Origin of the sequence: Paenalicyclobacillus macrosporangiidus, from assembly GCF_900116805.1 — a bacterium.
GTDB classification, from domain to species: domain Bacteria; phylum Bacillota; class Bacilli; order Alicyclobacillales; family Alicyclobacillaceae; genus Alicyclobacillus_H; species Alicyclobacillus_H macrosporangiidus.
On sequence record NZ_FPBV01000002.1, the window covers coordinates 187,778 to 211,893 of the forward strand.

A 24,116-nucleotide genomic window follows, 5' to 3' on the forward strand; every position below is an offset into this window, starting at 1 on the left:
CGTCGGTCGATCACGCGCCCACCCGTCCGCGGGTCCGTCACGCAAATCCGTTCGCCCGCAGGGCATCCAGGCTCAGGCCGCCGCCGCCCAGCCCCGCGCCATGCGCCGGCCTCTCGAGGCCCGCGCCTCCGCGGCCCGCCTCCGCCGGCGCGGCGCCGCCCGGCCCCGCGCCGAGACCCCGGCGCTCCAGCAGGGCCTCCACGTACTTGGCGAGCAGGTCCGCCTCCAGGTTGACCTCGCGGCCCACGTCCGCCTGCAGCAGGGTCGTCCGCTCCCCCGTGTGCGGGATGATGGACACCCTGAAGGCGCCATCCGTCACGTCCATCACCGTCAGGCTCACCCCGTCGACACAGATGGACCCTTTTTCCACCACATACCGCATCACCTCGGGCGGCGCCGCGATGGTCAACACCGTCGCGATGCCATCGCGCGCCTTCGCCCGCACCACGCCGACCCCGTCCACATGGCCTGAGACCAGGTGGCCGCCCAGGCGGTCCCCCAGCGCCAGTGCCCGCTCCAAGTTGACCGCGTCGCCCGGCGCCAGCCGGCCCAGATTCGTCCGGCGCAAGGTCTCCGGCACCGCGTCCGCCGTGAACCCGTCCGCGGAGAACGCCACCACCGTCAGGCAGGCGCCGTTGACCGAGATGCTGTCGCCGATGCGCACCCCCTCAAGAACCCGCCGGGCGCCGATGTGGATGTGCGCGCTGTGCTGCCGGTGCTCGATGCGGCGCACCTGGCCCACCTCTTCCACCAGTCCGGTGAACACCCGGATCGCCTCCTTACCTTCATGCGTAGCGCGGATAACCGGTGATGACGAGGTCCGCCCCCGCGGCGGACACCTCCACGTCCGCCAGGGTGACGGCCTCCCCCATGTGCGCCGGCGCCAGCCCGCCGACGGCGGGGATGCCGCCGCCGAGGATCTTCGGGGCCGCGAACCACACCACCTTGTCCACCAGCCGCCGGCCGAGCAGTCCGCCCGCCAGCGCGCCGCCTCCCTCGACCAGAACGCTGTCGATCCCGCGGGTGAACAGGTCCGCCAGGGCGGCGGCGGGATCGACCCGGCCTTCCGCGTCCGCCGCCACCGCCACGACCTCCGCCCGCGCTGCCAGCGCCTCGTCCCGTCCCTCCACCGACGCGAGGCCTGCCTGGGTGGTGTAGATGACCGTCTTCCCCGGTTCACGCAGCATCGCGGCATCCGGGGACAGGCGCAGGCGGCTGTCGAACACCACCCGCAGCGGCTGGCGCACCGCCTCGGCCGGGACACCGGCCGGCCGCACCGTCAGGCGCGGATCGTCCGCCAGCGCGGTGCCGATGCCGACGGCCACGGCACTGTACCGCCGCCGGAGCGCCTGCACCTGCTCCCGCGCCGCGGGGCCCGTCACCCACTGGCTGTGGCCGGTCGCCGCGGCGATCCGGCCGTCGAGCGTCGATGCCAGCTTCAGGACGACGAACGGCCGCCGCAGCCGGGCCGCGTGCAGGAACGCCTCGTTCTGCCGCCGGGCCGCGTCCGCCAGGACACCGACCGTGACCTCGACGTCCGCCGCCCGGAGGCGCCGGATGCCCGATCCTTGCACGCGCGGATCCGGGTCCTCGACGGCCACGACCACCCGGCGCACCCCGGCCGCGAGGAGCGCCTCCGTGCAGGGCGGCGTGCGGCCGTGGTGGTTGCAGGGTTCCAGCGTCACGTACGCCGTGGCGCCGCGCGCCCGCTCCCCCGCCATCCGCAGGGCGTGGACTTCGGCGTGCGGCCCGCCCGCCTTCAGATGCGCGCCCTGCCCGACCACCTCGCCATCCCGGACAATCACCGCGCCGACCAGGGGATTCGGGGAGGTCTGGCCGCGCCCCAGTTCGGCCACCTGGATGGCCAACTGCATGTAGCGTTCGTCCTCTGTCACGCGAACCTCCAAAAACAACATGCCCCTTCACATCCGTGAAGGGGCAGGGTCGTCCGAACCAAGCGCACTCCCGCAGACGGAAACCTCCAGAGCCCGCGGCATCCACCGTGACGGCGAAAACCATGTGATGGCGAAACCATCCCGGACCCTGAAGTGGCGAACGCTACCACCGTGCACCAAAGACCCCGGCTGTTCCCGGAAGGCCTCCCACGGACGGCCTCGCGAAGGCCGCCACGCACGGTCTGCACGCCCGCCGCCGGGCGCACCTGACACGTCATCCTTCTCCCATCCGGACTGTACCGTCGGTACTGGACTCTCACCAGTTCCTGCCCAACCACGCGGTTTAGGCTCGTGGACTTCGCTTGCGCGTCACCACCGGTCGGGAATTGGCGCTCGTCACAACGCCTCACCCTGCCCCGAAGGATGTTAGGTATGTGGATTGGCTATGGGATCATCATAGGGCATGTGCGGGTGGATGATCAAGGTTTTTCCGCAATCTGTCGGCCGCCCCCGGAGACGCCCGACGGCGCCAGCGCGCGGCCGCCGGATTGCCGCTGAGCGCGGAGGTCCGCGTTCGTGCGCCAATCCTGCAGGCTGCACGTGTATGCGGTTGCATGGCGGATTTCGGGCATTGCAAGGTCCACAGGGTTGCAGTACATTCGACGCGTCCTGCAGCCGCAGGACCCGTGACCACAGACATCCGGAACGGAGAGAATCGGACTCATGATGGATACCCTCCTCACCCTCAAGCGCTGGCTCGTCGGCCGGCCGCTGAAGACGCGCGAACAGGCGCATGTGAAAATCGGGGTCCTCAAAGGCATGGCCCTGATGACCCCCGACGCCCTCTCGAGCGTCGCCTACGCCACCGACCAGATGGAGCTCATCCTGGCCGTCCTCATCGGCGCAGGCATGGCCGAGCAACGCATCACCGACGTGCTCGGCTTCTCCATGCTCGGCACCGCGCTCATCGTCTGCCTGGCGTTCCTGCTGTACCTGGCCTACCGCAACATCATCGCGCACTACCCGATGGGCGGCGGGGCGTACTCCATCGGGCTCAACGACCTGGGCCGCGTCTGGGGGCTGTCGGCGGCCGCGACGTTGATTGTCGGATACACCTTGACCGTGGCCGTGTCCGTCGCCGCCGGGGTCGACGCCGTCGCCCCCGTAATCCCGTTCGTCGGCGCGCACAAACTGTTGTTCAACGTCCTTTTGACGCTCGTCATCATGTTTGTCAACCTGCGCGGCACGGGCGAATCGGCGGCCGTGTTCGTGCCGTTCACGTACTTGTTCATCGGCTGCATCCTCCTGCTCGGGGTGGGCGCCGGGATTCAGGCCCTCCGCCACCCGGAGGAGATCCATCTTCCCACGGCCGCCGGGATGCACGCGGTGCAGGGGATGTCGCTGTTCCTGTTCCTGAAGATGTTCGCCAACGGGTGCAGCGCCCTGACCGGCGTGGAGGCGGTGTCCAATTCCGTGCCCGTCTTCAAGGACCCGTCCGTGAAACGGGCGCAGCGCACCCTTCTCGCCTTGATTGTGACCTTGTCGGGGCTCTTTTTCATCGTCTCCACCGTGGCCACCGTCCACGGCCTGCGCTACGATCCGGACGTGCCCCTCATTCACCAGGAGGCCCTTGAGGTCTTTGGCGATCACGGGATCGGGTACGCCATCACGGTGCTCATCTCGCTGGCGACCATGTGCATCCTCGTGATCGCCGCCAACACCGCCTTCACCGGGTGCCCGGCGCTGTGGTCGACCATGGCCCGCGACGGATACATGCCGCGCTGGATGCTGCACAAGGGCGACCGGTTGGTGTACAGCAACGGCATCGTGTTCCTGACGTTCATCTCGCTGCTTCTGACCATCGGATTCGAGGCCAACGTCAGCCGCCTCATCCCGCTGTACGGGGTGAGCGTGTTTTATACCTTCACCATCTCGCAACTCGGGATGCTGGCGCGCCTGCTGCGCGAGCGGGAGCGGGGATGGAAGACGCGCCTGGTGCTCACCGCCTTCGGCGTCCTGATGAGCGGGCTCGCCTGCGCGACCTTCCTGGTGACGCGGTTCCTGGACGGGGCGTGGCTGGTGTTGGTGTGCGTGCCCCTGATGGTCGTGATGTTCATCAAAATGGCGGGCCACTACAAGCAGATTCGGGAGGATCTGCGGTACGACTTCAGCCAGCCGTTCTGCGCGTCCGATACGGGCATCACCATCGTGCCCATCGCCTCGGTCAACAAGGCGTCCGTGAACGCGCTGCGGTACGCCGTCACCAACTTCAAGAACGTCATTGCCGTGCACGTGGTGACCGGGGACACCGAGGAGGAGATGGAGCACAAGACCAAGAAGATTGAGGAAGAGTGGGAACGGCTGAACTCCGGGGTGCGTCTCATCGTCATTCACTCCCAGTACCGGGCGGTGGCCAAGCGGCTGCAACGGTTCGTGGAGTTCGAGCTGCAGAAGTATTCGCCGGAGAACATCACCATCGTGCTGCCGCAGTTCATCACGCGCCGATGGTGGCACAAGCTGCTGCACAACAAGACCGGCGGAGTGCTCTTGGCCTGGCTCATCCTGAACAAGTCGGTGAAGGTTGTCACCGTCCCGTTCCGGCTGTCCAAATAAAGGAGGAGTGGGGCGTGGCACTCCGCTTCTGCTTCGCAAGCCGCTTCGTGCCGCGCCCCACTCCCTCCCCAGCTGCATGGCGGAGCGAAACTCCTATGCCGGGCGCACCAAAAAAAGGGCCACCCGGACACCGGGTGGCAAACAACCTCCGCACAGGCCAACAGTTGGCACAGGGCAGGAAACGGTACGAACCACGCATGCGCGCTGCTCGCACCAAGGGGTTAAGGGTTGATATTACAGTAGCACAACCCCGCCTGTCCGCCATGGGCCTTTTGCCCTCACCGACATGGGACTTTTGCCCCGTCCCCGGTCAGCGCGCCGGGGACGCCCCCACCTTCACGACGCTCTCCGTCTGGTACAGCACCTTCGAATACGGCGGTACGCTCTCCGTGATCCAGGCGTTGCTGCCGATCACGCTGTGATGCCCAATCACCGTCTCCCCGCCGAGGACCGTCGCGTTGGCGTAGATGACGACCCCATCCTCCACCGTCGGATGGCGCTTGGTCTTGCGCACCATGAAGCCTTCCTCGTCGCGCGGGAAGTACAGCGCGCCGATGGTGACCCCTTGGTACAGCTTCACATGGTTGCCGACCACCGCCGTCTCCCCGATGACGATGCCGGTGCCGTGGTCAATCATGATGCCCCGCCCGAGGGTCGCTCCGGGGTGGATGTCGATTCCGGTGACGCTGTGCGCATACTCGGTCATCATCCGCGGCAGCAGCGGGATCTCCAGGCGGTGCATGACGTTCGCGACCCGGTAGACCAACAGGGCGAACAGACCGGGATAGGTGAGGATCACCTCGTCGTAGCCGGTCGCCGCCGGGTCGCTGTTGTACGTCTCGACGACGTCTTCGTACAGCATCTCCTGAACCTGCGGCAGTGCCGCCAACACCTGATCCGCCTTGTCCTCAGCAAACGCCCGCGTCTCGGACGTACCATCCTGGTCAAGGCACTTTTGGAAGACGGCACGGTGAATCTGCCCAGCCATCCCCCGGTGGAGGAGGTCCATGTACGCCTCCAGGCTATGCCCCTGCGACGGCCAGAAATAATTGGGCAGCAGCACACAGCGGAGACGTTCAATCATCGCCTGAATGGCGTCCGGCTCCGGATGGCACACCCTGCCTTTGAACCACTGGCAGCTCTGTTCCTGCAACCGACGCGCGATCTCCGCTCGCTTGGACATCTCATTCCCTCCCGTCCCGCACCGTTTCCCCGCCGGCCCGCCCGGACGGACGTTCGAGAGGCCCGCCGGCGAAGTCGCCGCCGGCCCCCCGAGATTGACACCGTCCGGCCCGCGGTGTAGATTGCACTTGAGCGCCGCAAAGGGGATTTCGTCATGGAAAAACGCGATATCGTCCAACTGTTGCATCGCCAAAATTTCCGCCTGACCCGGGAACGGGAAGCCCTGCTGGAGCTGTTGATGCGCACCGAAAAGATGTTCACCGCCGCCGAGTGGCATGCGCTGGCGCAGCAGCAACACGTTCGGGTCGGATTAACCACAGTATACAGGTTGCTCGAGGTCCTGACAAAGGTGGGATTGGCCACCCCATTTCTGGTCGAGGGCAGCGTGTACTACGCGTTTTGCGCTGGCCAACACCATCACCACTTCGTCTGCCTGGCCTGCCACCATGTCGAAGACCTGTACGAATGCCCGGTCTTTCACCATCTGCCCAAGGGCTGCCAGGTGCATCACCACAAGGTCGATCTCTTCGGTATCTGTCCCGCCTGCCAAGAACAAAGCGAGGCGGGCCAGGTCACGCCCGGCCCGCCAATGTGAGTCCCAGATACACCCCGTTGAGAGTGAGCACCACCAGGGAGATGACCAACGCCACTCCCGTGACCCAGGGCCTGTTGACGAGTGGCCCCATCAGCTTTCGGTTGCGCGTGAACCACACCAAGGTCAACAGCGGCGCTGGCAGGGCGAGGCTCAACACCACCTGGCTGAGCACCAGGGCGTGCATCGGATCAATCCCCGCGCCGATGATGACCAGGGTCGGCAGCATGGTGACCACCCGCCGCACCCAGACGGGGATGTGAAACCCGACGAACCCCTGCATGATCACCTGTCCCGCCATCGTCCCCACAGCGGAACTGGACAACCCCGACGCCAACAGCGAGATGAGGAACACCCATGCCGCCGCGGGACCGAGCAGCGGCTGCAAGGTCCGGTACGCCTCGTCAATGCTGGCGATCCCGGTGTACCCCGCGCCGTGAAACGTCGCCGCGGACATGTACATCATCGCCATGTTGACCAAGCCCGCGACAATCATCGCCGACAAGACGTCGACGCGCTGGAAACGGTAGATGCGCACCGCCTCCTCCGGGTTTCTCGGCACAATGCGCCGTTGTGTCAACCCGGAATGCAGGTAGACCGCATGGGGCATGACGGTCGCGCCGATGATGCCGACCGCGAGCATGACGCTCTCCTGGTTGCCCATCCACGGGGTCACCGCATGATGGACGACGAGCCCCCAGTCCGGCCTCGAGAGCACCGTCTCGGCCAGGTAGCACAGGGCAATCACGCCGAGCAGCGCCCCGATGAACAGCTCGAGCGGCCGAAAGCCCAGGTGATCGAGCATCAAGATGAGATAGGTCACGACGCCCGTGATCAGCGCCGCCGTGAACAGCGGGATGTGGATCATCAGGTGCAGCGCCAGGCTCGCGCCGAGGAACTCCGCCACGTCGGTGGCCATGGCGGCGACTTCGGCCACGACCCACAATACCGCCGAGAGCCACGCGGGGAGGTGCTCCCGGCACAACTCCGGCAGGTTCTTGCCCGTCGCGAGCCCCAGTTTGGCCGACAGGTTTTGAATCACCATCGCCATCAGGTTGGCCGCCAGCACCACCCACAACAGGTTGTACCCAAACTCCGAACCGCTCTCGATGTTGGTGGCGAAGTTGCCGGGGTCGACGTACGCGATGGCCGCGATCATCGACGGACCCAAAAACGGCAGCACCGCCCGCAGCCCGCGCCGCTTCCCCGCCAGGGCCTGGCGTCCCGCCAAAACCGCCCGGCTGTCTCCCCGGCCGGCCTGTTGCCGCTGCGAAACCACTAATCCTTCCATCATCTCCACGTCCTCTCTGTGTCCGACCGCAGGCGCGCCGCTGGGCGCCCGCCCGAAAAAAGTTTCGTCCGCGACAAGATGTTTCCCAAGGGAAACTTTCTGACTATGATTATATGCAGTCGAGCGGGAATTGTGAAGTACCGATTCCGGGCAGCTTTGCCGCCGTTCCCCTCCCCTTGCCGGGGTGGCGTGCCTGCCGTATCATTACGAGGAGATTTGGCCATGCCGGCGCGCCTGCCTGTGCGGGGCGTCCAGGCTCTCCAGGAACCCGGGGCGGCGCGCTACACGTCCGGAGGTGGAGGATGAACGCATTCGACAAGACGGTGTTTCACGCGCTGAATCAGTATGCCGGCCATTCCGCACTGGACCCGGTGATGAAGTTCTTCGCCCAGTATTCCCTCGAGATGTACGCCATCATCTTCGTCGTGGCGTGGTTTGCGCTCCCGCGCCAGGACGAAGATCGGCGGCATGCGCTGGTGGTGGCCGCGACGGGCGGCGTGTTGGCGCTGCTGATCAACGCCGTCATCGGCGCCATCTGGTACCGGCCGAGGCCCTTCGTGGCGATGCCGGACCAGGTGCACCGCCTCATCCCGCACGCGGTGGACGCCTCCTTCCCCAGCGACCATGTGTCGGGCGGCTTCGGCTTCACCAGCGGCGCATGGGGAGCCGCCCCTTCCTGGGTGAGCGGGTCGTTTCTCGTCGTCTCGCTGATCACCATGGTGGCCCGGGTGTACGTGGGCGTCCACTGGCCCACCGACGTGTTGGGCGGCCTGGTCGTCGGCGTGATCGCCGGCCGCATCGCCCACCTGTTGTCCGGCCCGCTGCATCTGTTGACGAACGGACTGTTGCGGCTGTTCCGCATGGGCCACTACGCACGCCGCCGCTATGGCCGCTGACGCCGGAGGCGGTCGCTGCAGCCGCGCAACCAGACCACAGCGCGCCGGGGTCTTCAGACCGCCGGCCCCGTCGCATCCAGGCCGTCGGCCGCGGGAGGCATGCCCCCCGCGGCCGCGGTGCTATAATGTCCCTGACGTGTCACCGAGAAAGGAGCGCATGGGGATTGTCCAACTTTGACCAGTACCTGTCTGAACACCGCGAGCAACATCTGGAAGAGCTGCGGGAGTTCCTGCGCATTCCCAGCATCAGCACCCTCTCCACTCACAAGGCGGACGTGCGGCGAGCGGCGGAGTTCCTCGCCGAGCAGGCCAGAGCCATCGGCTTCGAGCACGTCGAGTTGCTGGAAACGCCTCGCCACCCGGTGCTGTACGCCGACTGGCTGCACGCTCCCGGGCGGCCGACCGTCCTCGTCTACGGCCATTACGACGTCCAGCCGGTCGATCCGCTCCACCTCTGGACATCTCCTCCGTTTGAACCCGAGATCCGCGACGGCAAGCTGTATGCCCGCGGCGCCAGCGACGACAAGGGCCCGGTGTTCATGCACCTGAAGTCGTTCGAGGCGCTGTTGCGCACGGCGGGATCGCTGCCCGTCAACGTCAAGCTGTGCATCGAGGGCGAGGAGGAGATCGGCAGCCCGCACCTGCCTCAGGTGCTCGCCGACCATCAGGAACGGTTCCAGGCGGACGTCATCGTCATCTCCGACACGCCGATGCTCGCCCCCGGCCGGCCCGCCGTCTGCTACGGCCTGCGCGGCCTGGCGGCCCTGGAGGTCCACGTCTACGGCGCGAACAGCGACCTGCACTCCGGCCTGTACGGCGGCATGGTGCAAAACGCGGTGCACGCCCTCGTCGAGGTCCTCGCCTCCATGCGCGGTCCCGACGGGCGCGTCCAGGTGGCCGGCTTTTATGACGGCGTCCAATCGCTCAGCGCCGAGGAGCGCCAGGCGTTCGCCGATCTTGCGTACGACGAGGTGGCCACGGCCCAGACCCTCGGCGTGGACACCCTGTTCGGGGAAGCCGGATACACCGCCCTGGAGCGGGTGTGGGCCCGGCCGACCCTCGAGGTCAACGGCATTTACGGCGGCTTCCAAGGCGAGGGGACGAAGACGGTCATCCCGAACGAGGCCCACGCCAAGATCACCTGCCGCCTGGTGCCTGATCAGGACCCGGTGCGCATCCAGCAGCTCATCCGGCAGCACGTGCTGACCCACCTGCCGCCGGGCGCCCGCGCCGAGGTGACCCTGCAGGATACCGGCCGTCCCTACGTGACGCCGTTCCACCACCCGGCCATCCAACTGGCCGCGAAGGCCTACGAGGAAGCCTACGGGGTGCCCGCGTCGTTCATCCGGATGGGCGGCTCCATCCCGGTGGTCGAGGTGTTTGACCGCCTCGTCGGCGCCCCAGTCGTCCTGATGGGCTTCGGCCTGCCGGACGAGAACTTCCACGCCCCGAACGAACACTTCTCGCTGGACAACTTCGACAAGGGGCTGCGCACCCTGTGCCGGTACTGGACGGGCCTGCCGGACGCCCTGCGCGAGTGACCCGGGAAGCGAAAAGCCCGCCTTGGCGCACCGTGCGCCGGGGCGGGCCTTTTCGTTGCACCCGTGCCTCTCTGTCGCGGCTCGTCCCGGCGGGCTGCCGGTCCGGACAGCGGGAGAAGCGAGGCGGGCGTTGAATCCGTCAGCGGTCGAACTGCCGGTTGATCTCCTCTTCCACGTACGGGTTGAGGATGCGCACGTGGGTTCCCTTCATGCCGAGAGACCGGCTCTCGATGGTCCCCGCGCTCTCCAGCTTGCGGATGCTGTTGACGATGACCGAGCGCGTCACGCCGTGCTCATCCGCGATCTGCGAGCTGACGACGATGCCGTCCGCGGACTCGTGAATCGCGTCCATCAGGTACTTGGCCGCCTGCAGCTCTGAGTAGCTGAGGGACTCCACCGCGAGGTGCGCCAGGGCGCGCTGGCGGCTCTCCTCTTCCTTGTGCTGCTGGCGCGCGTGCACAATCTCCAGGGCGACAATGGTGGCACTGTACTCGGCCAGGACCATGTCCTCGTCGTCAAACGGGCTGGAGGAAAGGGCGAACACCAGGGTGCCCTGCCGTTCACGCGCCGCGATGACCGGAGCGATGCTGATGTACTTGGAGCGGAACGACTCATTCTCCTCCTCGGAGAACACGTAAAACGGCTCCTTGTCCTGCAGGTTGGCCACGGTCTGCTCGATGCGCAGGAGATGTTTGTTGAAATCGCCGGGGAACCGCTTCTCCTCGGTCATGATGTGCACCCACTCCTCGGTGAGCGCATGCTCGTACACGCCGTACCCGAGGATCTTGCCCTTGCGCCCGACGATGTACACGTTGCAGGACATCACGCGGCTGAGAAACTCCGCGACTTCGTGAAAATCCACCTGAACACTGGAGGAACGCAACAATTGTCCGAGCTCTTGAACCTTCTGCAGCAGTTTCACACACCATTCTCCTAACCTTGCGATTTGGTGACGACGCGCGGCCGCCAGGGACCCGATGGGCACCAGGAAATACTGTACCACATAACATTCTGATTACTGGACAGCCGCTTTAAACATTTTTGGTACAGATATGCGAACAACTTGTGTCAACGACGCGACTCGCAGCCGCATGGGGGAGATACACCTCCGTCTGTTGATGGACCACCCGGGACACGACCGCGAGCCCGTCTGTCAGGAGCATCGACGACTCCACGCGACCCCCGCACGCCAGGGCCATGCGCTGGAGCGACTCCAGGTCCAGCGCCGGCCGCCTGGCCGCGGCGGTCGCCCAGGAGAGGAAGCTGTCGCGATCGAAGTCGACCAAACGATGTCGATCACAGTAGGCCTGCGCCGCCCACGGGTTCATCTGGCGGGTCGGGTTGAGCACAATCACCTGGCCGCCCGGGCGGCACACGCGGAGCATCTCCGCCAGGGCCCTCGCCGGATCGTCAAGCAGATGGAACACGTCGATGCACGTGACCCAGTCGAAGCTCGCAGCCGGCAGCGGGATGTCACGCGCGTCCCCGACGACGAAGGACACGTTGTCGAGGCGGTAGTCCTGTGCATTCAGCTCGGCACGGCGGACCATCTCCGGTGAAATGTCCAATCCCGTGACCCACTGGCAACGCGGCGACACCTGCATAGCGAACCATCCGGCCGCGCAGCCCACGTCCAGGAGGCGGTGCGAATCGTGCACCCCCATCCAGTGGATGAGCGTCCGCTGCATCGCCCGGTGCCAATCCGTCTGACCCACCATGTCGAAGAAATCGACCGGATCTTGGATCCTCCTCACAGGCTCTCCGTCCCCTTTCACCGGCGCGTACCGCGCCCCGCCCGCACACGGACATGGGAGCGGCGCCGGATCCATCGTCTTCTCGACGAGGCTCGTCCAAGTCCCGCGGCTGCGTGTGCCAATGGCGGTCAGCGGGCGACGGCGTCCTCCTGTTCCTCTCTGGTCTGGAAGCGAATTCCTAACTCATGCAGACGAGGGCATGGCAAGCCAGCCGCGTCCATCCCATGCGCCGCGGCGTCCGTGTTCTGCGTCACCCGGTGGGCCAGCTTCGCGCCGTCGTGGCTCCTGTGCCAGATCTTTGGCGAAATGGCCCGTCCCTGGCTGTTGACCTTGTTGTTCGCGACCACCTCGCTGGGCGCCATTCCGCCCGCGCTCGGCGGGGCGGATGACGAGGCGGATCTTCTCCACAGCGAATACGGTCAGGTGTTGCGTTGTGCGCCATCGCCGACTTCACCGGCGCGGAGTCCACCGTCGGCCATGGTGCCGCCGGCATCGTGGTCTCCGCACGGCCGTTCGCTCTCGAGTGCGGGAGGATTGCATCCTGCCACACCCTCGGCTACGGCTTCTCATCCCGGTGTCCTTCATCCCGGCCGGCTTGCGGTTCCAGCCTGCCGTCCTCAGCGAAGGCAACGCCTGGACTTCACTACCGGTGCTGTCGGCGATGGCGTAAGCGGTCAAGCTGATCCCAGCCTGCCAGCTGCGTGGCGCCTTCGCGCGCCGACGGGCCGTCGCCACGGGATTCCGGTGATCCGGTCATCCTCCCGGCTGAGCCTGGTGATAGCCGTCGCGCAGCCCGGTGTGCGCATCGGGGCACGGCTCGCATGCCTGTCACACGCCATCGTGCGGGTCTCCGTCACCGGTCTGTTGATCCCGGTGCAGATGCTGGCGCTGTTGCAGGCGCTCGAGCACGATGTGATAACCGTCCGCACCGTACTGCAGACAGCGTTTCACCCGGCTGATGGTCGCCGTGCTCGCCCCCGTCTCTGCCTCAATCTGGTGGTACGTGCAGCCGGTCCGCAACATCCTGGCCACCTCGAGGCGCTGTGCCAGCGACTTCACCTCGCCCACGGTGCACAGGTCGTCGAAGAACCGGTAGCACTCCTCCACCGTCTCCAAAGACAGCACGGCTTCAAACAGTTGGTCGAGCACGCGATCGCGCAATTTGTCCAACTGCAACACCGTCACCCTTTTCAAGGTGGTCCATAGCGACATGCTACCACAACAGACACGCCGCTACCACCTATGGAACGGCTGTGCCGGCGGGATCGGCAAAAAGCGAACGCTTACAAGCGCCGCCGCCGTCATTTCATCTCCAACATCAGCAGTTCCGGATGCTCCACCAAGTTCTTGATGTGGTTGAGAAAGCGGACCGCCGTGACGCCGTCAATCACCCGGTGATCGAAGGAGAGGGAAAAGCCAATCATGTCCCGGATCACCACCTCGTCCCCGCGCGCCACGGGCTTGCGCTGGATCTGGTGGATCCCGAGGATCCCCACCTCCGGATAGTGGATGATGGGCGTCGCGAACAAGCCGCCGCCGATGGGGCCCATGTTGGTGATGGTGAAGGTGCTGCCGTGCAGGTCCTGCTGGCCCAGCGTGCGCTCGCGGGCGGCCTGGCGCAGGCGGAAGATCTCCTCGCCGATCTCGCGCACTGTCAGCCGATCCGCGTGCCGGATGACGGGCACGTACAGCCCTTCCGGCGTTTCCACCGCGATGCCGATGTGGTAATTGGCGATGAGCTCAATCTCCTGGGCCGCTTCGTCGAGCCGCGCGTTCATGTAAGGGACGGCCTTGAGCGCGGACACGGTCGCCTTGACCAGGAAGGGCAGATAGCTCAGCCGCTGCCCCTCCCGTTCCAGCACGCGATTCCACCGCTGGCGAAGCGCCACCAACTCGGTGGCCTCGCATTCGTCGAACACGGTCACGTGCGGCGCCGTGAAGGCGGATCGCGTCACGTGCTCGGCGGTCGCCCGGCGAACGCCGCGGAACGGCACCCGCGTGGACGCGCGGTCCGCCTGCTCGGCGGCCTGCGGTTTCGCCGCCGGATAATACGGCCGCAGCACGGCGTCGTCCTCCGGGTTGCTCTCCCAGCGCTTGCGCTGGTGGTTCCGCTGCGCGGCGCGTTCGACGTTGCGGACCATGCGCCACAAAAGCGAGTCCGTCGGCGGCTCCACCCACGGCGCGACGGGCACGGACTCCGGCCCCCGGGGCTCCGAGGGGCGCGTCGATTCCGTCCCACGGGTCTCCGCGGCGCGCGCCGGTTCCCGCTCGGCCCCTCCTGCACCGTCGGGCGCCGCTTCCGCCTCGGGCCCGTCGCCCTCCGCCGCCTCGCCGTCCGGCGCCTGGCGGCTCGCCGCACCCGTCCGCGCCGGCCCTTCCTCGTCTGTCGGCGCCTGCGCCTGTCCGCCTTCCGCCTCCGGCACGCGTTCCGCATCCCGCGGGCGCTCCGGCGACGGCGAACCGTCTTTGGCCTCCGCCGCTTCTCCGTCCTCTTCCGCCAGGTCCACGCTGTGCGACGGCGACGGATACACCGGGCGGCCGTCCATCCATAACACGGGGGTCGCCGGCTCCAGCACCGCGAGGACGTCGCCGGTGCGCGCGATGGATCCCGCGGCCGCCACGATGTCCCGGATGCGGCCCGTGATGGGCGCAGGCAGTTCAATCACCGCCTTGTCCGTCTGCACCTCGACAATCGGCTCCATCTCCCGGACATACTCGCCTTCCTCCACCAACCACTTCACCACTTCCGCCTCATGCTCGTCATCTCCGTGACTCGGGAGCCGAAACTCGACGGTCTGCACCCGTACCCCTCCTTCACGCCGCCAAACTTCGGGCGGTGGCGACGCACCGTTTGTATGCGCTTTCATACCGGTTTATTCGCTTACGGCACCTGCGGGAACGCGCGGCGGATGCCATGGACGGCCACCACCCGCCTTCACACGGGGTTCGCGCGACAGGGCTTTACCGCCGCAGGGACTCCACCACGCGAACCATGTGCTCCACTTCCGACATGCGTACCCGAAGCTCCTCTGCCCGTTTGTCATCCGCACCATCCAACGCCTCCTGCAACGCTTTGAGGCGCCGCTCCAGACTCCGATGCACCTGGCGGATGGCGTCTCGATAGCCGATCTCCTCGCCGGTGGCCCCCATACGTTCACCTCACGCGTCCAGGATCGCGTCCACAAAGACATCCAGGATAATGAGATTATACGGGATTCTCGTCCGCCCTGCCAGAACCCGCGCCGCCTTTCGCCCGCTGCCGGGGAGATCCCCCCTGGCGGCGGAGGCGCGCCATCCGGTCCCTCCCCCGCTCGCGCCACCACCGGGCGGCCTCCTCGCGCCCGAGCCGCGCGCACACCTCCGCCTGCGCCAACGCGGCCACGGCCATGGCCCGCACCCTGTCCTGCTTCCGCCACGCCGCCTCGTGTCCGTGTTCCGGCTGCTTGGCGGGAGACCCGCCCTCCGGCGAGCCCGGCCGGGCGTAGGCGGTGCGCGCCTGGGCGATATCCGGTTGCAAGCGCCACGCTTGCCACAGCAGGCGCTCCGCGCCGTCCGCATCTCCCGCCGCCGCGCGGACCCAAGCCTCGTACACGAACCGCTCGAACGGGCTCAGCAGACTCGCGCCGCACGCCAGCGCATCCTCGGCCTGCAGCCGGTTCCCCGCCATCACGGCAGCCCACAACTGCTCCCGCGTGCGATCCCGCTGCCGCCATCCTTCCCACTCGTCCAACCAACTCGCATCGGTCACCCCCAGGCGCCCGAGCAGCGCCTCCAGCGTCCGGCGGGCAGGCACCACGCGCCCCCGCTCCAGCTGGCTGACCAGGCTCTGCGTCACGAGGCCGGCGGCCAGCGCGCGCTGGGACAGCCCGCGCGCCCGGCGAAGCCGCGCAAACCGGACCCAAGGCGGTTCACCGCTCCTCGGGACCATGCTCCGTCTCCCCCCGGGCGGAATCCTGCTCGAACTCGCCCCACAACTGGCTCAGCGGCACCCCCAGCGCGTTGGCGATGCGCTGCAGCTTGACCAGGTTGTGCCCGCGCAATCCCGCTTCAATCGCGTACACGTAGCTCACCGACACGCCCGCGCGCTCCGCCAACGCACGCACGGACAGATTGCTTTGCCGGCGCAACGCCTGCAGCCGGGTTCCGAGTCCCTCCATCTCCTGCACCCCCGCGAACAAATTCCTCTATTGTGAAATCATAGCACAAAGAGGGACGAGTTTCTGCATTCAATTTTTCAATAGGGGAAATTGTGCCGGAGAACAGCGGAGACATGCCCCCGCATGGTGTATGCTGTTCGGTGAGATGCCATGACGAAGGAGATGGGGCGATGCACATCCGTCTCGCGCGGCCCGCGGGCCCGGCGAAGCGGGCGCTGTGGCGTGCGGCCGAAGGGGATCCGGCCTGGCCGCTGGAGGACGCGTCCTGGACGGCATGGCGGCGTTTCGTGTCGGAAGGGCAGGCGATGGCCCTCCTCGACGAAGGGCGGCTGTGGCTGATCCGGGCGCGCCAGGATGTGCGCTGGGAGACGGCCGGTTTCGCCCTGGTGCACCGCATTCCTGACGACTTGCGGCCAGGTGAACCGGAGGCGTGGGAGATGGGCACCTACCTGCTGCCCGCCTGGCGGGGGACCTTCGCCAATCCCGCGGTCAAGTGGCTCGCGGCCCGCTGGGTGTTCCGCCACACCGGCGCCGCGGCCCTGCTCTTCACGGTGGCTGCCGGTCACGCGCAGGCCCGGCGAGCGCTGGACAAGCTCGGCTGGCCGCTCGATACCCCGCCCCCGGACGGCGGGCCGTACGCCCGCTACCTCCGCTGGCGATCCTGGTCCGAACGCCGGGAGATGGTCCTCTACGTGCTGCGCCGCGAACGGGCGCACGCTCTCCCGAAGCCGGTCATCGGCGCAGGTCAGACGCTTCCGAAATGAACTGCAGACCCATGCGCCCATACCGTCCGCCGGCGACTTCCGGCGGTCAAAACCCGGTGAAGCCGGTCAGGCGCTGGATCCACAGAGCGAGGACGGACAACTGCCCGGTGAGCAGGAGCACGCCCATGACTGTCAGCAGGACACCGCCGACGCGGGCCGCCGCCTCGGTGTAGCGCAGGAGGGGCCGGACGGAGGCCAGCGTGACGGCGAACACCAGGAAGGGCAGTGAGAACCCCGCCGCGTACGCGAACATGTACCCGGCGCCCGCGGCCGGATGGGCGATGATCATCGCCAGCACGGACCCGACGATGGGGCCGATGCAAGGGGTCCAACCGGCCGCGAACGCCACGCCCACCAGCACGGATCCCAGGTATCCCAGGGGCCGCCGGGCCGGGAGTTGAAACCGCCGTTCGCGCATCAACCATTCGCTCCGCAGGACCCCCGCCATGAACAGGCCGAAGAGGATGACCAACACCCCGCCGATGACGCGCACCGTCTGCTTGTACTGGATGAGGAACCGGCCGGCGGCGCTGGCCCCCCATCCCAGCATGATGAACAGCACGGACAGGCCGGCGCAGAAGCACAGGGCGTGCAAGAACGCCCGCCGCCGCAGCCCCGCCGGCCTGTCCCCGGCAGGGCCGGTGGCAGGGCCCCTGGCAGGGCCGGTGAACGAAACCCCGGTGATGTACCCGAGATAGGACGGGAACAGCGGCAGCGTGCAGGGAGAGACGAAGGACAGAAGCCCCGCCGCGAACGCCAGCCACCAGGAGATGTCCGCCGTCATACCGCTCCCTCCCCGTGCGTGACCTGCCCATCGCGCCTCGCCAGCCAGCGGACGATGGGCGGCCCGAAGAACACGATGGTGAACATCCGCACAGTCTGCAACGAGACCACCAGGGCGAGGTTCGCGCCGCCACCGATGGCCATCAGGCTCACCGAATCCAATCCGCCCGGGCTGGTCGCCAGGATCCCGGTCAACAGCGTCTCCCCGGTCCAGCGCGCCATCCCCCATCCGATGCCGGCGCACAGCAAGATCAACGCTACCGTCGACGCGAAGATGTATGGCAGCAGGAGGCCGGCGTGCTTGAGCGAAACGCGATCGAACATCAGCCCCACATAGACCCCGAGGACGGCGTAGGCTGCCGCCGAGACCCACCCGGGGATGGTCAGCGGCACCCACCCGGTCAGGTTGGCCACCGTGCCGGCCAGAATGGCGCCGAGCAGTTGTCCGGCGGGCAGGCGCGCCGTCAACCCGAGCCACGCGCCCGCCAGTCCCACCGCCAGTGTCTCCAGGCTGTGCAGCACGTAACCCCCCTGTGTGGACGCCGGCATCTGAATGTGCGCCGCTCCCGAGCCCGCCAACCAACGGGTCATGGCGGAAGCGGTGAGGACGACGGAGATCACCCGCACGTACTGCATGACCGCCACCAGCTTCGGATCCGCCTGCAGCGAGACGCTCATCGCCACCATTCCCGACGCCCCGCCCGGCATCGCCCCCAACACGGCCGTCATCCGATCCACGTGCGCAAACCGCCCGATGGCCCAGCCGATGACCAGGCTCACCACCAGCGAGCCCGCCGCGACCAGCACCACCGCCGGCAGGTGGTGGATGATCACGGGCAGGTCGGAGGCCCGGAACATGCTGGCGACAATCACCCCGACGACGGCCTGCGAGGCGGCGAACAGCGGCCGCCGCACGCGCGGCCTCCGGCCCGTGGCCAATCCAAACAGGATGGCGGCCACCATCGGCCCGACCATCCACGCGGCCGGCACCCCCAGGTGGTTGAACACCCAGCCGGCCATCGCGCTGGCCCCGGCCAGCACCCACCAATCCCTCATCGTGTCCCCACCTCCACGGGCCGCTGGCGTACGATGCGCACGCGCGCGCATCCCTCGTCCGCGGCCTCGGCCACGACCGTCACCCAGACAGGCCGCGACGCCAGCCAATCCAGCAGCGCCCGATGCACCACGTGGTGCGCATGCTGGCACAGGGCGAGCGCCTCCCCGTGCACGGTCTCATCGTCCACCTCGGTGATGATCTCCGCCGTCACGGCCTCGCCGAACCGCTCCACCGCCAGGTGGCTGCGCGTGCTCGGACGGGTGTGCCGGACGTACGTGAGCGATCCATTGGTGAGCTGGACGGGGAAACGGTCGGGCTCGAACGCGTGCCCCCAGCGGCGGAACGTCTCCAGATAGGCGGCGTTTGCCGCGGAGACCGCCGGATCGGACGCCAGGGCCGCCGTCACCGCCTCGCGGAGCGCTCCGTACGCGGCACGCCAGGCCGGGGACGCCTCGACCCCCTCATACCAGATGGTGTACATCTTCGCAATCGGCAGCCAGTACGACACCGGGAAGCGGGGCGGGCTGCCGTATCCGCTGAACGGCTGAATCCATTCGTGGGAGGGGACACCGTGATCGTCCACCAGAATGTCCGGGCACCAGCGCCGCCACACCCGCGCGTACACGCGGCTCTCCCCGAACGGGGCGTCCGGGCGGAAGTGGTCATACGCGAACTCCACGCCACAGGCGTTGTAGCGGGCCGCGTGGTGCTTCCAGCGCGGGTGCTCGGACGCCATCTGCTGGTGGAGCGCCGCACCGTCCGCGTTCTCCAACGGCACCATGACCACATTCACACGGGCCAACCAGGCGGGGTCCGCCCGGAGCGCCTCGGCGAGCTGGAGAACGGCGTTGGTGCTCGACACCTCGTTCGCGTGGTGCCGTGCGTTGATGAACAGGGTCGGCTTGTACAGCCGGTGTTTGACCGGGGAGGTGACGAGGCCGCAACGTTCAAATGCCTCCAGGACCCAGATGGGCCGGCCCTGGAACGATCGATCATACGCCCGCACCGCCCCAGGAAACCCGCCCCGGTGACGCGCCACCCAAGCGTCCACCGCCTCCGGGCCGAGCACGGTGGGCGTTCCGCCGTCCGCCGGCACCGTATGGTGCGCCAACGCCTCACGATCCGCCACCCATCCACCGTCCGCCGGAGCCGTACGGTCCGCCTGCGCCGCCGCACCCTCCTCCGGCACGGGGCCGGGCGCTTCGGCGTCCGCCGGCCCGAGTCCTGCCGCCTCCACCCAGGCCGCGACGGCCGCCGCGACAGCCGGATCCGCCACGCCTGCCAGCGTGCAGCGCATCCGACGCCGCTCGCCAGCCGTATCGCCTGCCGATGTCTCGCTCATCTCGCTCGCGACCGCCACCACCCGCGCGCCGGCGAGGGCGGTGGCATCCAGGGGCTTCACCAGCTCGGTACCACCATCCGTCCGGGTCACCCAGGCCCCTTCGCCCATCGTCATCGGGTACACGCGCACCGTCGCCGACGGCGGCGCGCCCGGCGCCCGGTGGACGAAGGGGAGGATGGCGCCCGGGGCGTCCCAAGCGGGATCGCCCGTTCGCTTCCCATACGCGTGGAACCAGTGCAGCGCGTAGAAGTAGATGTCTTCGTGCAGCGCCTCCAGTGCGGAGATCACCTCTTCCCCGACGGGCAGCGGCTCGTCTTTCGCATCCATCCAGACATCGCACGTCATGCGCAAAAACTTTGGCACGGTGCGGGCGTCCTTCGTCCACTCGGCGGTCGCGGGCAGCACCTCGCGCTGAAACCAGTCCCAAAACCGCAAGGGATCCGATGCCACCCGCGCCTCCCGGACCACCCGATCCCCCTGTCTCAGGCGGAACCCGCACATGGGCACGCAGACCGAACCCAACTCCGGATGCTCCGGCATGTACACCCGGCTCTCCCACAGGCCGTCCCACGACCACGACGCCAGCATGCGGCCCGCCTCGTCTTCCGCCACCACGCGCCACATCGGCGCGTCACCATCGGCCAGCTCGAGCGCCACGTCTTGCCGGGACAGATTCAATGCGTTCGCGACGATGGCGTCGAACGGATACAACTCCTGCAAAAAGCGATGCGCCATGTCGAGATGCGGGATGTCGGGATCGAACCGGCGCGCGCACAGCCGAACCCGGCGGACGCCAGGCAGGGCGGACAACGCAGGCAGCACGTCCGTCAGGGCCCAGTGCAGCCCCGCCTTGTGCGCGTTCCGGTAGATAGCGCGCACCGCGCCACCGTCCTGCCCGCGCGAGCGCAGCTCCGCCTGCACGCCCTGCCACCACGCCGCAAACGACGCCTCCGGGACGGTGGTGAACACCTCCAGGATGAGGCCGTCAGCCGGCTCACCCGCGCTAGCCCCTTCCCCTTGCCGCGCGCTCCCCGCCCCGTGGAGCGCATCCAAGACCAGCCGCCGCAGTTCCGCCAACTCCCCGGGATCCGACCAGGTGAACGTCCGCAAGGGGGACAGCGGCTTCTCCCGCCAGTCGATCCCGCCGGCATCCCCCTCCACCTGCCTTCTCCACCAGGCGAGCGGACGGCCCAGCGGCTCCGGCAGCTGGATGGAGGCCACACCGCCCTGGCGGACGCGGGCGTGCAGTGCGGCGGCCAGCCGGGCGCGCAAGGAGACATCCGGATGCGTCGACGTGATGGCGGCGAATCGGCTGCGCCAGTCGTCCATGGCGGGCGACGCCGGATCCTCCACCCAGTCCCGGCCGATGCGGGCCGCCAGGGCCGGCAGGCCGGCGGACGGGGCCTCGATGACCAACTCGTCTCCCTCCAGGCGCACGGCCCCGCCGGATCCCGTCGATTCGCTGGACGCTATCCAGATGGACAGCGCGCTGGAACGGCGCGGATCACCGCCGAGGTGCGTGACGGGGAAGACGACTTCCGCGGCGGCGATGGCCAGCCGGGCTGCCAATTCCACGCCCGCTCGCGCAACGGCAGGATCGGGAGACAACGTGATGGCGACGTCGAGCACCGGATGAAGGCCGTCCGGGACGGCCAGAGCGCCCTCTGTGGTGAGGACGTTGTGAAGGGAGCGAGGAGAGGTCTCATGTGCTGTCGCCATAGGCGCCGTCCCTCTGGCGCCGGATGCGAGGGCACTGTCGTCAGAACACGTCCGCGCCATTTTGAACGGCACGGGGATGACATCGCCGGGGGTGATCCCGCGGCCAAAACCGTCGCTCGCCAGGTACCGCGTGGCGACCAGCACCCCGGCCGGGGTGGTGCCGGTGATCACAAAGCGGCCGTCCGGGAGCCGGTACAGCAAGCCGGTGTCTGGAGACAGGGCGTCAAGCTGCTTGAGAAGCGGACGGACGGCGTCCCCCAGCCGGGCCGACAGCCAATCCGCATCGGCGCTGAGGTACGCGCACGGCGGGACGGGCGGCTCAGCGCCGGTGGCCGCCTCCCAGAACAGCGCGTCGAAGAGTGGCTCGTTCAAGGCCAACGCCTGCAGCCCGATGCGGGCCGCCAACTCCACCATCGCGGCCGATTCCTCCACCGGTCGCGCCGGCGGGACCGCGATGGGCCCGTTCAGCCCCGTCGGCGCCCACGCGCCCGGGCGCGGGGATGGGCATGAAAAGACCCCCTGTGGGGTCCAAAACGTCTGCCACGACAACGTCCGATCCCTCCCTCACGCCGTGCCGGACCATCCGTGCGATGGCCCCTTCGACACCGTCGCCACGATGCCTCCTATGATAAAGTTTTCGAGCCCGAATTGCAGGATTCCACATTTGTAGACATATCCACTATAATGTGGGCGGGGAGGGGACAAGCGTGGCGCCGATTGGGGAGAAGGTCGCATACCTGCGCGAGCAGCGGGGCTGGACGTTGAAGGAACTGTCCGAGCGGTCCGGCGTATCGGTGAGTCATATCAGCGCGATTGAAAACGGCACGCGGCCGAACCCGTCCATCGACCGGGTGAAGCGCCTCGCGCACGCGTTCGGGGTGTCGCTCGCCTACTTCGACGACGACGCGCCCGCCCCCGACGCGGAGGCGGACGGGCTTCCGCCGTCCGCCTCGTCCGGATCATCCTCCGTGAACGGCCACGCCGAAGCGAGTGGCCATCCCGCCGGCAGCCCGGCCGGCAACCGCCCGATCCGCGATGCTGCCGGCGGGCAGAAAGGCGACCTCACGGACGCACAAGGCGGCCATCCGGCCATCGCTCCCGATGTCATGGACCTGGCCAGGCGCATCCAGGCCTTGTATGATCACGACACCGCCCGCTTCATCGCCTCGGAATCCTCACGTCCGTACGTGGCGCTGGCCAGGCAGTTGGCGGAGCAAGACCTGCTGCACGACGCCTCCCATCTGCTCCAGGTGATTGCCCAATTCATCCGGGACCGGGCGGCGGATTACAGGTCAACGGAGGATTGACGCCACCACATCCCGTCACCCGATGGCCACGTCCGGATTCACGTCCGCCTCGTAATCGACCCCGTCCATCTCGAATCCGAACAGGCGCAGGAAGTCTCGCCGGTATCCTGCGATGTCGGTGAGCTGTGCCAGGTTGTCGGTCGTCACCTGTTCCCAGCCGGACATCACCGCGGCCTGGACGTCCTCCCGCAACTCCAGTTCATCCAACCGAATCCGGCCCTGGTCGTCCACAGGCACCTCACCGCCCGTGTACAGGCGATGGGCGAGCAGCCGGTACATCTGCTGGATGCAATCCTCGTGCAGGCCCTTTTCCTTCATCACCTTGAACAGCAAGGAGATGTACAGCGGGACCACCGGGATGGCGGAGCTGGACTGCGTGACCACCGCCTTGTTGACGGACACGAACGCCCGCCCGCCACGCGCCCGCAGCCGCTCGTTCAGCCGCAGGGCGGTCGCTTCGAGATCATCCTTCGCCTTGCCGATGGTCCCGTCGCGGTAGATGGCGCGCGTCAGTTCGGGCCCGATGTACGAGTACGCCACGGTGGTGGCCCCGTCCGCCAAGACGCCCGCCTCCTCCAGGGCATCCATCCACATCTGCCAGTCCTCCCCGCCCATGACGGCGATGGTGTCGCGGATCTCCTCCTCGGTGGCCGGCTGGACGGTGACCTCGGTGACCTTGCCGGTGTGCACGTCCACCGTCTTGCTCGTGAACGGCTGGCCGATGGTCTTCAGGACCGACGAGAAGGTCTCCCCCGTGCGCGGGTGGCGGCGGCGAGGCGAGGCCAGGCTGTACACGACGAGATCGACCTGGCCGAAGTGGGTGCGGATGAGATCGATGACCTCCTGCTTCACCTCGTCCGAGAAGGCGTCGCCATTGACCGTCTTGGCGAACCGGCCCGCCTGGCGGGCGGCCTGCTCAAACGCCGCCGTGTTATACCACCCCGCCGTCGCGGTGCGGTTGTCGGAGGCCGGCTTCTCGAAGCACACCCCGATGGTGTCGGCGCCACAGGCGAAGGCGGCGGCGATCCGCGTCGCCAGCCCGTACCCGGTGGAGCTGCCGATGATCAGCGCCTTCTTGGGCCCGTCGACACGCGGCTGCGATTGTATGTAGTCGATCTGCTCCTGCACGTGCGCGGCGCATCCCACCGGATGGGCCGTGGTGCAGATAAATCCCCTGACTTTCGGCTTGATGACCATCTGTCCCCGTCCTTTCAAAGTGCGTT

Annotated in this window: 22 protein-coding genes and 1 riboswitch; of the genes, 6 read left to right on the plus strand and 16 right to left on the minus strand. The window is 67.7% G+C overall.

Translation table 11 applies throughout. The annotated features are described in order from the left end of the window. Window positions 1-37: 37 nt before the first annotated feature. Together BM357_RS03205 and ribD are read right to left on the minus strand one after the other, a co-directional pair. Window positions 38-766: a riboflavin synthase gene (locus BM357_RS03205; protein WP_074949554.1), complete on the minus strand. Its 729-nt coding sequence runs from the start codon at window positions 764-766 to the stop codon at window positions 38-40. A gap of 19 nt (window positions 767-785) precedes the next feature. After that, window positions 786-1,916, minus strand: a complete 1,131-nt coding sequence (gene ribD / locus BM357_RS03210) for a bifunctional diaminohydroxyphosphoribosylaminopyrimidine deaminase/5-amino-6-(5-phosphoribosylamino)uracil reductase RibD (protein WP_139234538.1) — start codon at window positions 1,914-1,916, stop codon at window positions 786-788. Window positions 1,917-2,168: 252 nt separating this feature from the next. Beyond that, window positions 2,169-2,323: riboswitch (FMN riboswitch) on the minus strand. 295 nt (window positions 2,324-2,618) lie between these two features. Here ribD and BM357_RS03215 point away from each other — a divergent pair. Then, entirely contained in the window at window positions 2,619-4,508 is a 1,890-nt protein-coding gene (locus tag BM357_RS03215; RefSeq protein WP_083430125.1) for an APC family permease, read from the plus strand. A 310-nt stretch (window positions 4,509-4,818) separates the two neighbouring features. On the opposite strand, the gene epsC is transcribed toward BM357_RS03215, so the two are convergent. After that, window positions 4,819-5,691 (minus strand): serine O-acetyltransferase EpsC, encoded by an 873-nt coding sequence (gene epsC, locus BM357_RS03220; RefSeq protein ID WP_074949556.1) that lies wholly within the window; start codon window positions 5,689-5,691, stop codon window positions 4,819-4,821. Between the two features lie 153 nt (window positions 5,692-5,844). Here epsC and BM357_RS03225 point away from each other — a divergent pair, with 153 nt between their 5' ends. Continuing rightward, entirely contained in the window at window positions 5,845-6,285 is a 441-nt protein-coding gene (locus BM357_RS03225) for a Fur family transcriptional regulator (protein WP_074949558.1), read from the plus strand. Here the strand turns inward: BM357_RS03225 and BM357_RS03230 are convergent. Further along, entirely contained in the window at window positions 6,263-7,576 is a 1,314-nt protein-coding gene (locus BM357_RS03230) for an Nramp family divalent metal transporter (protein WP_083430126.1), read from the minus strand. The genes BM357_RS03225 and BM357_RS03230 overlap by 23 nt on opposite strands. 299 nt (window positions 7,577-7,875) lie before the next feature. On the opposite strand from BM357_RS03230, the gene BM357_RS03235 reads away from it, so the two are divergent. Next, the gene (locus BM357_RS03235) at window positions 7,876-8,469 is read left to right on the plus strand and encodes a phosphatase PAP2 family protein (RefSeq protein WP_074949561.1); all 594 of its coding nucleotides are present in this window, start codon (window positions 7,876-7,878) and stop codon (window positions 8,467-8,469) included. Window positions 8,470-8,633: 164 nt separating this feature from the next. Further along, on the plus strand, window positions 8,634-10,010 hold the full coding sequence (locus BM357_RS03240; RefSeq protein WP_245783810.1) for a dipeptidase: 1,377 nt from the start codon (window positions 8,634-8,636) through the stop codon (window positions 10,008-10,010). Window positions 10,011-10,149: 139 nt separating this feature from the next. Here BM357_RS03240 and codY read toward each other — a convergent pair whose 3' ends face one another. The 8 genes from codY to BM357_RS03280 form a co-directional block, all read right to left on the minus strand. After that, a complete protein-coding gene (codY, locus tag BM357_RS03245) occupies window positions 10,150-10,932 on the minus strand; it encodes a GTP-sensing pleiotropic transcriptional regulator CodY (RefSeq protein WP_074949565.1) in 783 nt (260 codons plus the stop codon). Between the two features lie 109 nt (window positions 10,933-11,041). Then, window positions 11,042-11,764 (minus strand): class I SAM-dependent methyltransferase, encoded by a 723-nt coding sequence (locus BM357_RS03250; RefSeq protein ID WP_175511427.1) that lies wholly within the window; start codon window positions 11,762-11,764, stop codon window positions 11,042-11,044. Between the two features lie 128 nt (window positions 11,765-11,892). Continuing rightward, a complete protein-coding gene (locus BM357_RS03255; protein WP_074949569.1) occupies window positions 11,893-12,126 on the minus strand; it encodes a hypothetical protein in 234 nt (77 codons plus the stop codon). A gap of 466 nt (window positions 12,127-12,592) precedes the next feature. Continuing rightward, window positions 12,593-12,940, minus strand: a complete 348-nt coding sequence (locus BM357_RS03260; RefSeq protein ID WP_074949742.1) for a YerC/YecD family TrpR-related protein — start codon at window positions 12,938-12,940, stop codon at window positions 12,593-12,595. A gap of 125 nt (window positions 12,941-13,065) precedes the next feature. Next, window positions 13,066-14,565, minus strand: a complete 1,500-nt coding sequence (locus tag BM357_RS03265; RefSeq protein WP_074949571.1) for a dihydrolipoamide acetyltransferase family protein — start codon at window positions 14,563-14,565, stop codon at window positions 13,066-13,068. A 160-nt stretch (window positions 14,566-14,725) separates the two neighbouring features. Beyond that, the gene (locus BM357_RS03270; RefSeq protein ID WP_074949573.1) at window positions 14,726-14,914 is read right to left on the minus strand and encodes a hypothetical protein; all 189 of its coding nucleotides are present in this window, start codon (window positions 14,912-14,914) and stop codon (window positions 14,726-14,728) included. Window positions 14,915-14,969: 55 nt separating this feature from the next. After that, window positions 14,970-15,692, minus strand: coding sequence for a helix-turn-helix domain-containing protein (locus BM357_RS20065; RefSeq protein ID WP_074949575.1), 723 nt, complete (start codon window positions 15,690-15,692; stop codon window positions 14,970-14,972). Beyond that, complete coding sequence (locus BM357_RS03280; RefSeq protein WP_074949744.1) at window positions 15,673-15,921, minus strand: helix-turn-helix domain-containing protein; 249 nt, start codon at window positions 15,919-15,921, stop codon at window positions 15,673-15,675. The genes BM357_RS20065 and BM357_RS03280 overlap by 20 nt, the downstream gene beginning before the upstream one ends. Before the next feature lie 170 nt (window positions 15,922-16,091). Here BM357_RS03280 and BM357_RS03285 point away from each other — a divergent pair, with 170 nt between their 5' ends. After that, on the plus strand, window positions 16,092-16,685 hold the full coding sequence (locus tag BM357_RS03285; protein WP_074949577.1) for a GNAT family N-acetyltransferase: 594 nt from the start codon (window positions 16,092-16,094) through the stop codon (window positions 16,683-16,685). A gap of 46 nt (window positions 16,686-16,731) precedes the next feature. Here the strand turns inward: BM357_RS03285 and BM357_RS03290 are convergent, their stop codons facing one another. Genes BM357_RS03290 through BM357_RS20440 form a run of 3 tightly spaced genes read right to left on the minus strand, consistent with a single transcriptional unit; the run spans window position 16,732 to window position 22,135 of the window. Continuing rightward, entirely contained in the window at window positions 16,732-17,469 is a 738-nt protein-coding gene (locus tag BM357_RS03290) for a cytochrome c biogenesis CcdA family protein (protein ID WP_074949579.1), read from the minus strand. Continuing rightward, window positions 17,466-18,524, minus strand: a complete 1,059-nt coding sequence (locus BM357_RS03295) for an AbrB family transcriptional regulator (protein ID WP_074949581.1) — start codon at window positions 18,522-18,524, stop codon at window positions 17,466-17,468. Before BM357_RS03295 ends, BM357_RS03290 begins: the two co-directional genes overlap by 4 nt. Further along, window positions 18,521-22,135, minus strand: a complete 3,615-nt coding sequence (locus tag BM357_RS20440; protein ID WP_074949583.1) for a M14 family metallopeptidase — start codon at window positions 22,133-22,135, stop codon at window positions 18,521-18,523. The genes BM357_RS03295 and BM357_RS20440 overlap by 4 nt, the downstream gene beginning before the upstream one ends. 158 nt (window positions 22,136-22,293) lie before the next feature. Between BM357_RS20440 and BM357_RS03305 the strand changes: the two genes are divergently transcribed. After that, window positions 22,294-22,893, plus strand: a complete 600-nt coding sequence (locus BM357_RS03305; protein WP_074949585.1) for a helix-turn-helix domain-containing protein — start codon at window positions 22,294-22,296, stop codon at window positions 22,891-22,893. A gap of 15 nt (window positions 22,894-22,908) precedes the next feature. Here the strand turns inward: BM357_RS03305 and fabV are convergent, their stop codons facing one another. Continuing rightward, window positions 22,909-24,090, minus strand: a complete 1,182-nt coding sequence (fabV, locus tag BM357_RS03310) for an enoyl-ACP reductase FabV (RefSeq protein ID WP_074949587.1) — start codon at window positions 24,088-24,090, stop codon at window positions 22,909-22,911. Between the last annotated feature and the right edge of the window lie 26 nt (window positions 24,091-24,116).

Coding starts and splice junctions, on each gene's coding strand:
- BM357_RS03280 (WP_074949744.1), bottom strand. CDS start 15,921: ATGGAGGGACTCGGAACCCGGCTGCAGGCGTTGCGCCGGCAAAGCAAT.
- BM357_RS20065 (WP_074949575.1), bottom strand. CDS start 15,692: ATGGTCCCGAGGAGCGGTGAACCGCCTTGGGTCCGGTTTGCGCGGCTT.
- BM357_RS03295 (WP_074949581.1), bottom strand. CDS start 18,524: ATGAGGGATTGGTGGGTGCTGGCCGGGGCCAGCGCGATGGCCGGCTGG.
- BM357_RS03290 (WP_074949579.1), bottom strand. CDS start 17,469: ATGACGGCGGACATCTCCTGGTGGCTGGCGTTCGCGGCGGGGCTTCTG.
- BM357_RS03285 (WP_074949577.1), top strand. CDS start 16,092: ATGCACATCCGTCTCGCGCGGCCCGCGGGCCCGGCGAAGCGGGCGCTG.
- fabV (WP_074949587.1), bottom strand. CDS start 24,090: ATGGTCATCAAGCCGAAAGTCAGGGGATTTATCTGCACCACGGCCCAT.
- BM357_RS03235 (WP_074949561.1), top strand. CDS start 7,876: ATGAACGCATTCGACAAGACGGTGTTTCACGCGCTGAATCAGTATGCC.
- BM357_RS03255 (WP_074949569.1), bottom strand. CDS start 12,126: ATGGCGCCCAGCGAGGTGGTCGCGAACAACAAGGTCAACAGCCAGGGA.
- BM357_RS03215 (WP_083430125.1), top strand. CDS start 2,619: ATGATGGATACCCTCCTCACCCTCAAGCGCTGGCTCGTCGGCCGGCCG.
- ribD (WP_139234538.1), bottom strand. CDS start 1,916: ATGTTGTTTTTGGAGGTTCGCGTGACAGAGGACGAACGCTACATGCAG.
- BM357_RS03270 (WP_074949573.1), bottom strand. CDS start 14,914: ATGGGGGCCACCGGCGAGGAGATCGGCTATCGAGACGCCATCCGCCAG.
- epsC (WP_074949556.1), bottom strand. CDS start 5,691: ATGTCCAAGCGAGCGGAGATCGCGCGTCGGTTGCAGGAACAGAGCTGC.
- BM357_RS03230 (WP_083430126.1), bottom strand. CDS start 7,576: ATGATGGAAGGATTAGTGGTTTCGCAGCGGCAACAGGCCGGCCGGGGA.
- BM357_RS03225 (WP_074949558.1), top strand. CDS start 5,845: ATGGAAAAACGCGATATCGTCCAACTGTTGCATCGCCAAAATTTCCGC.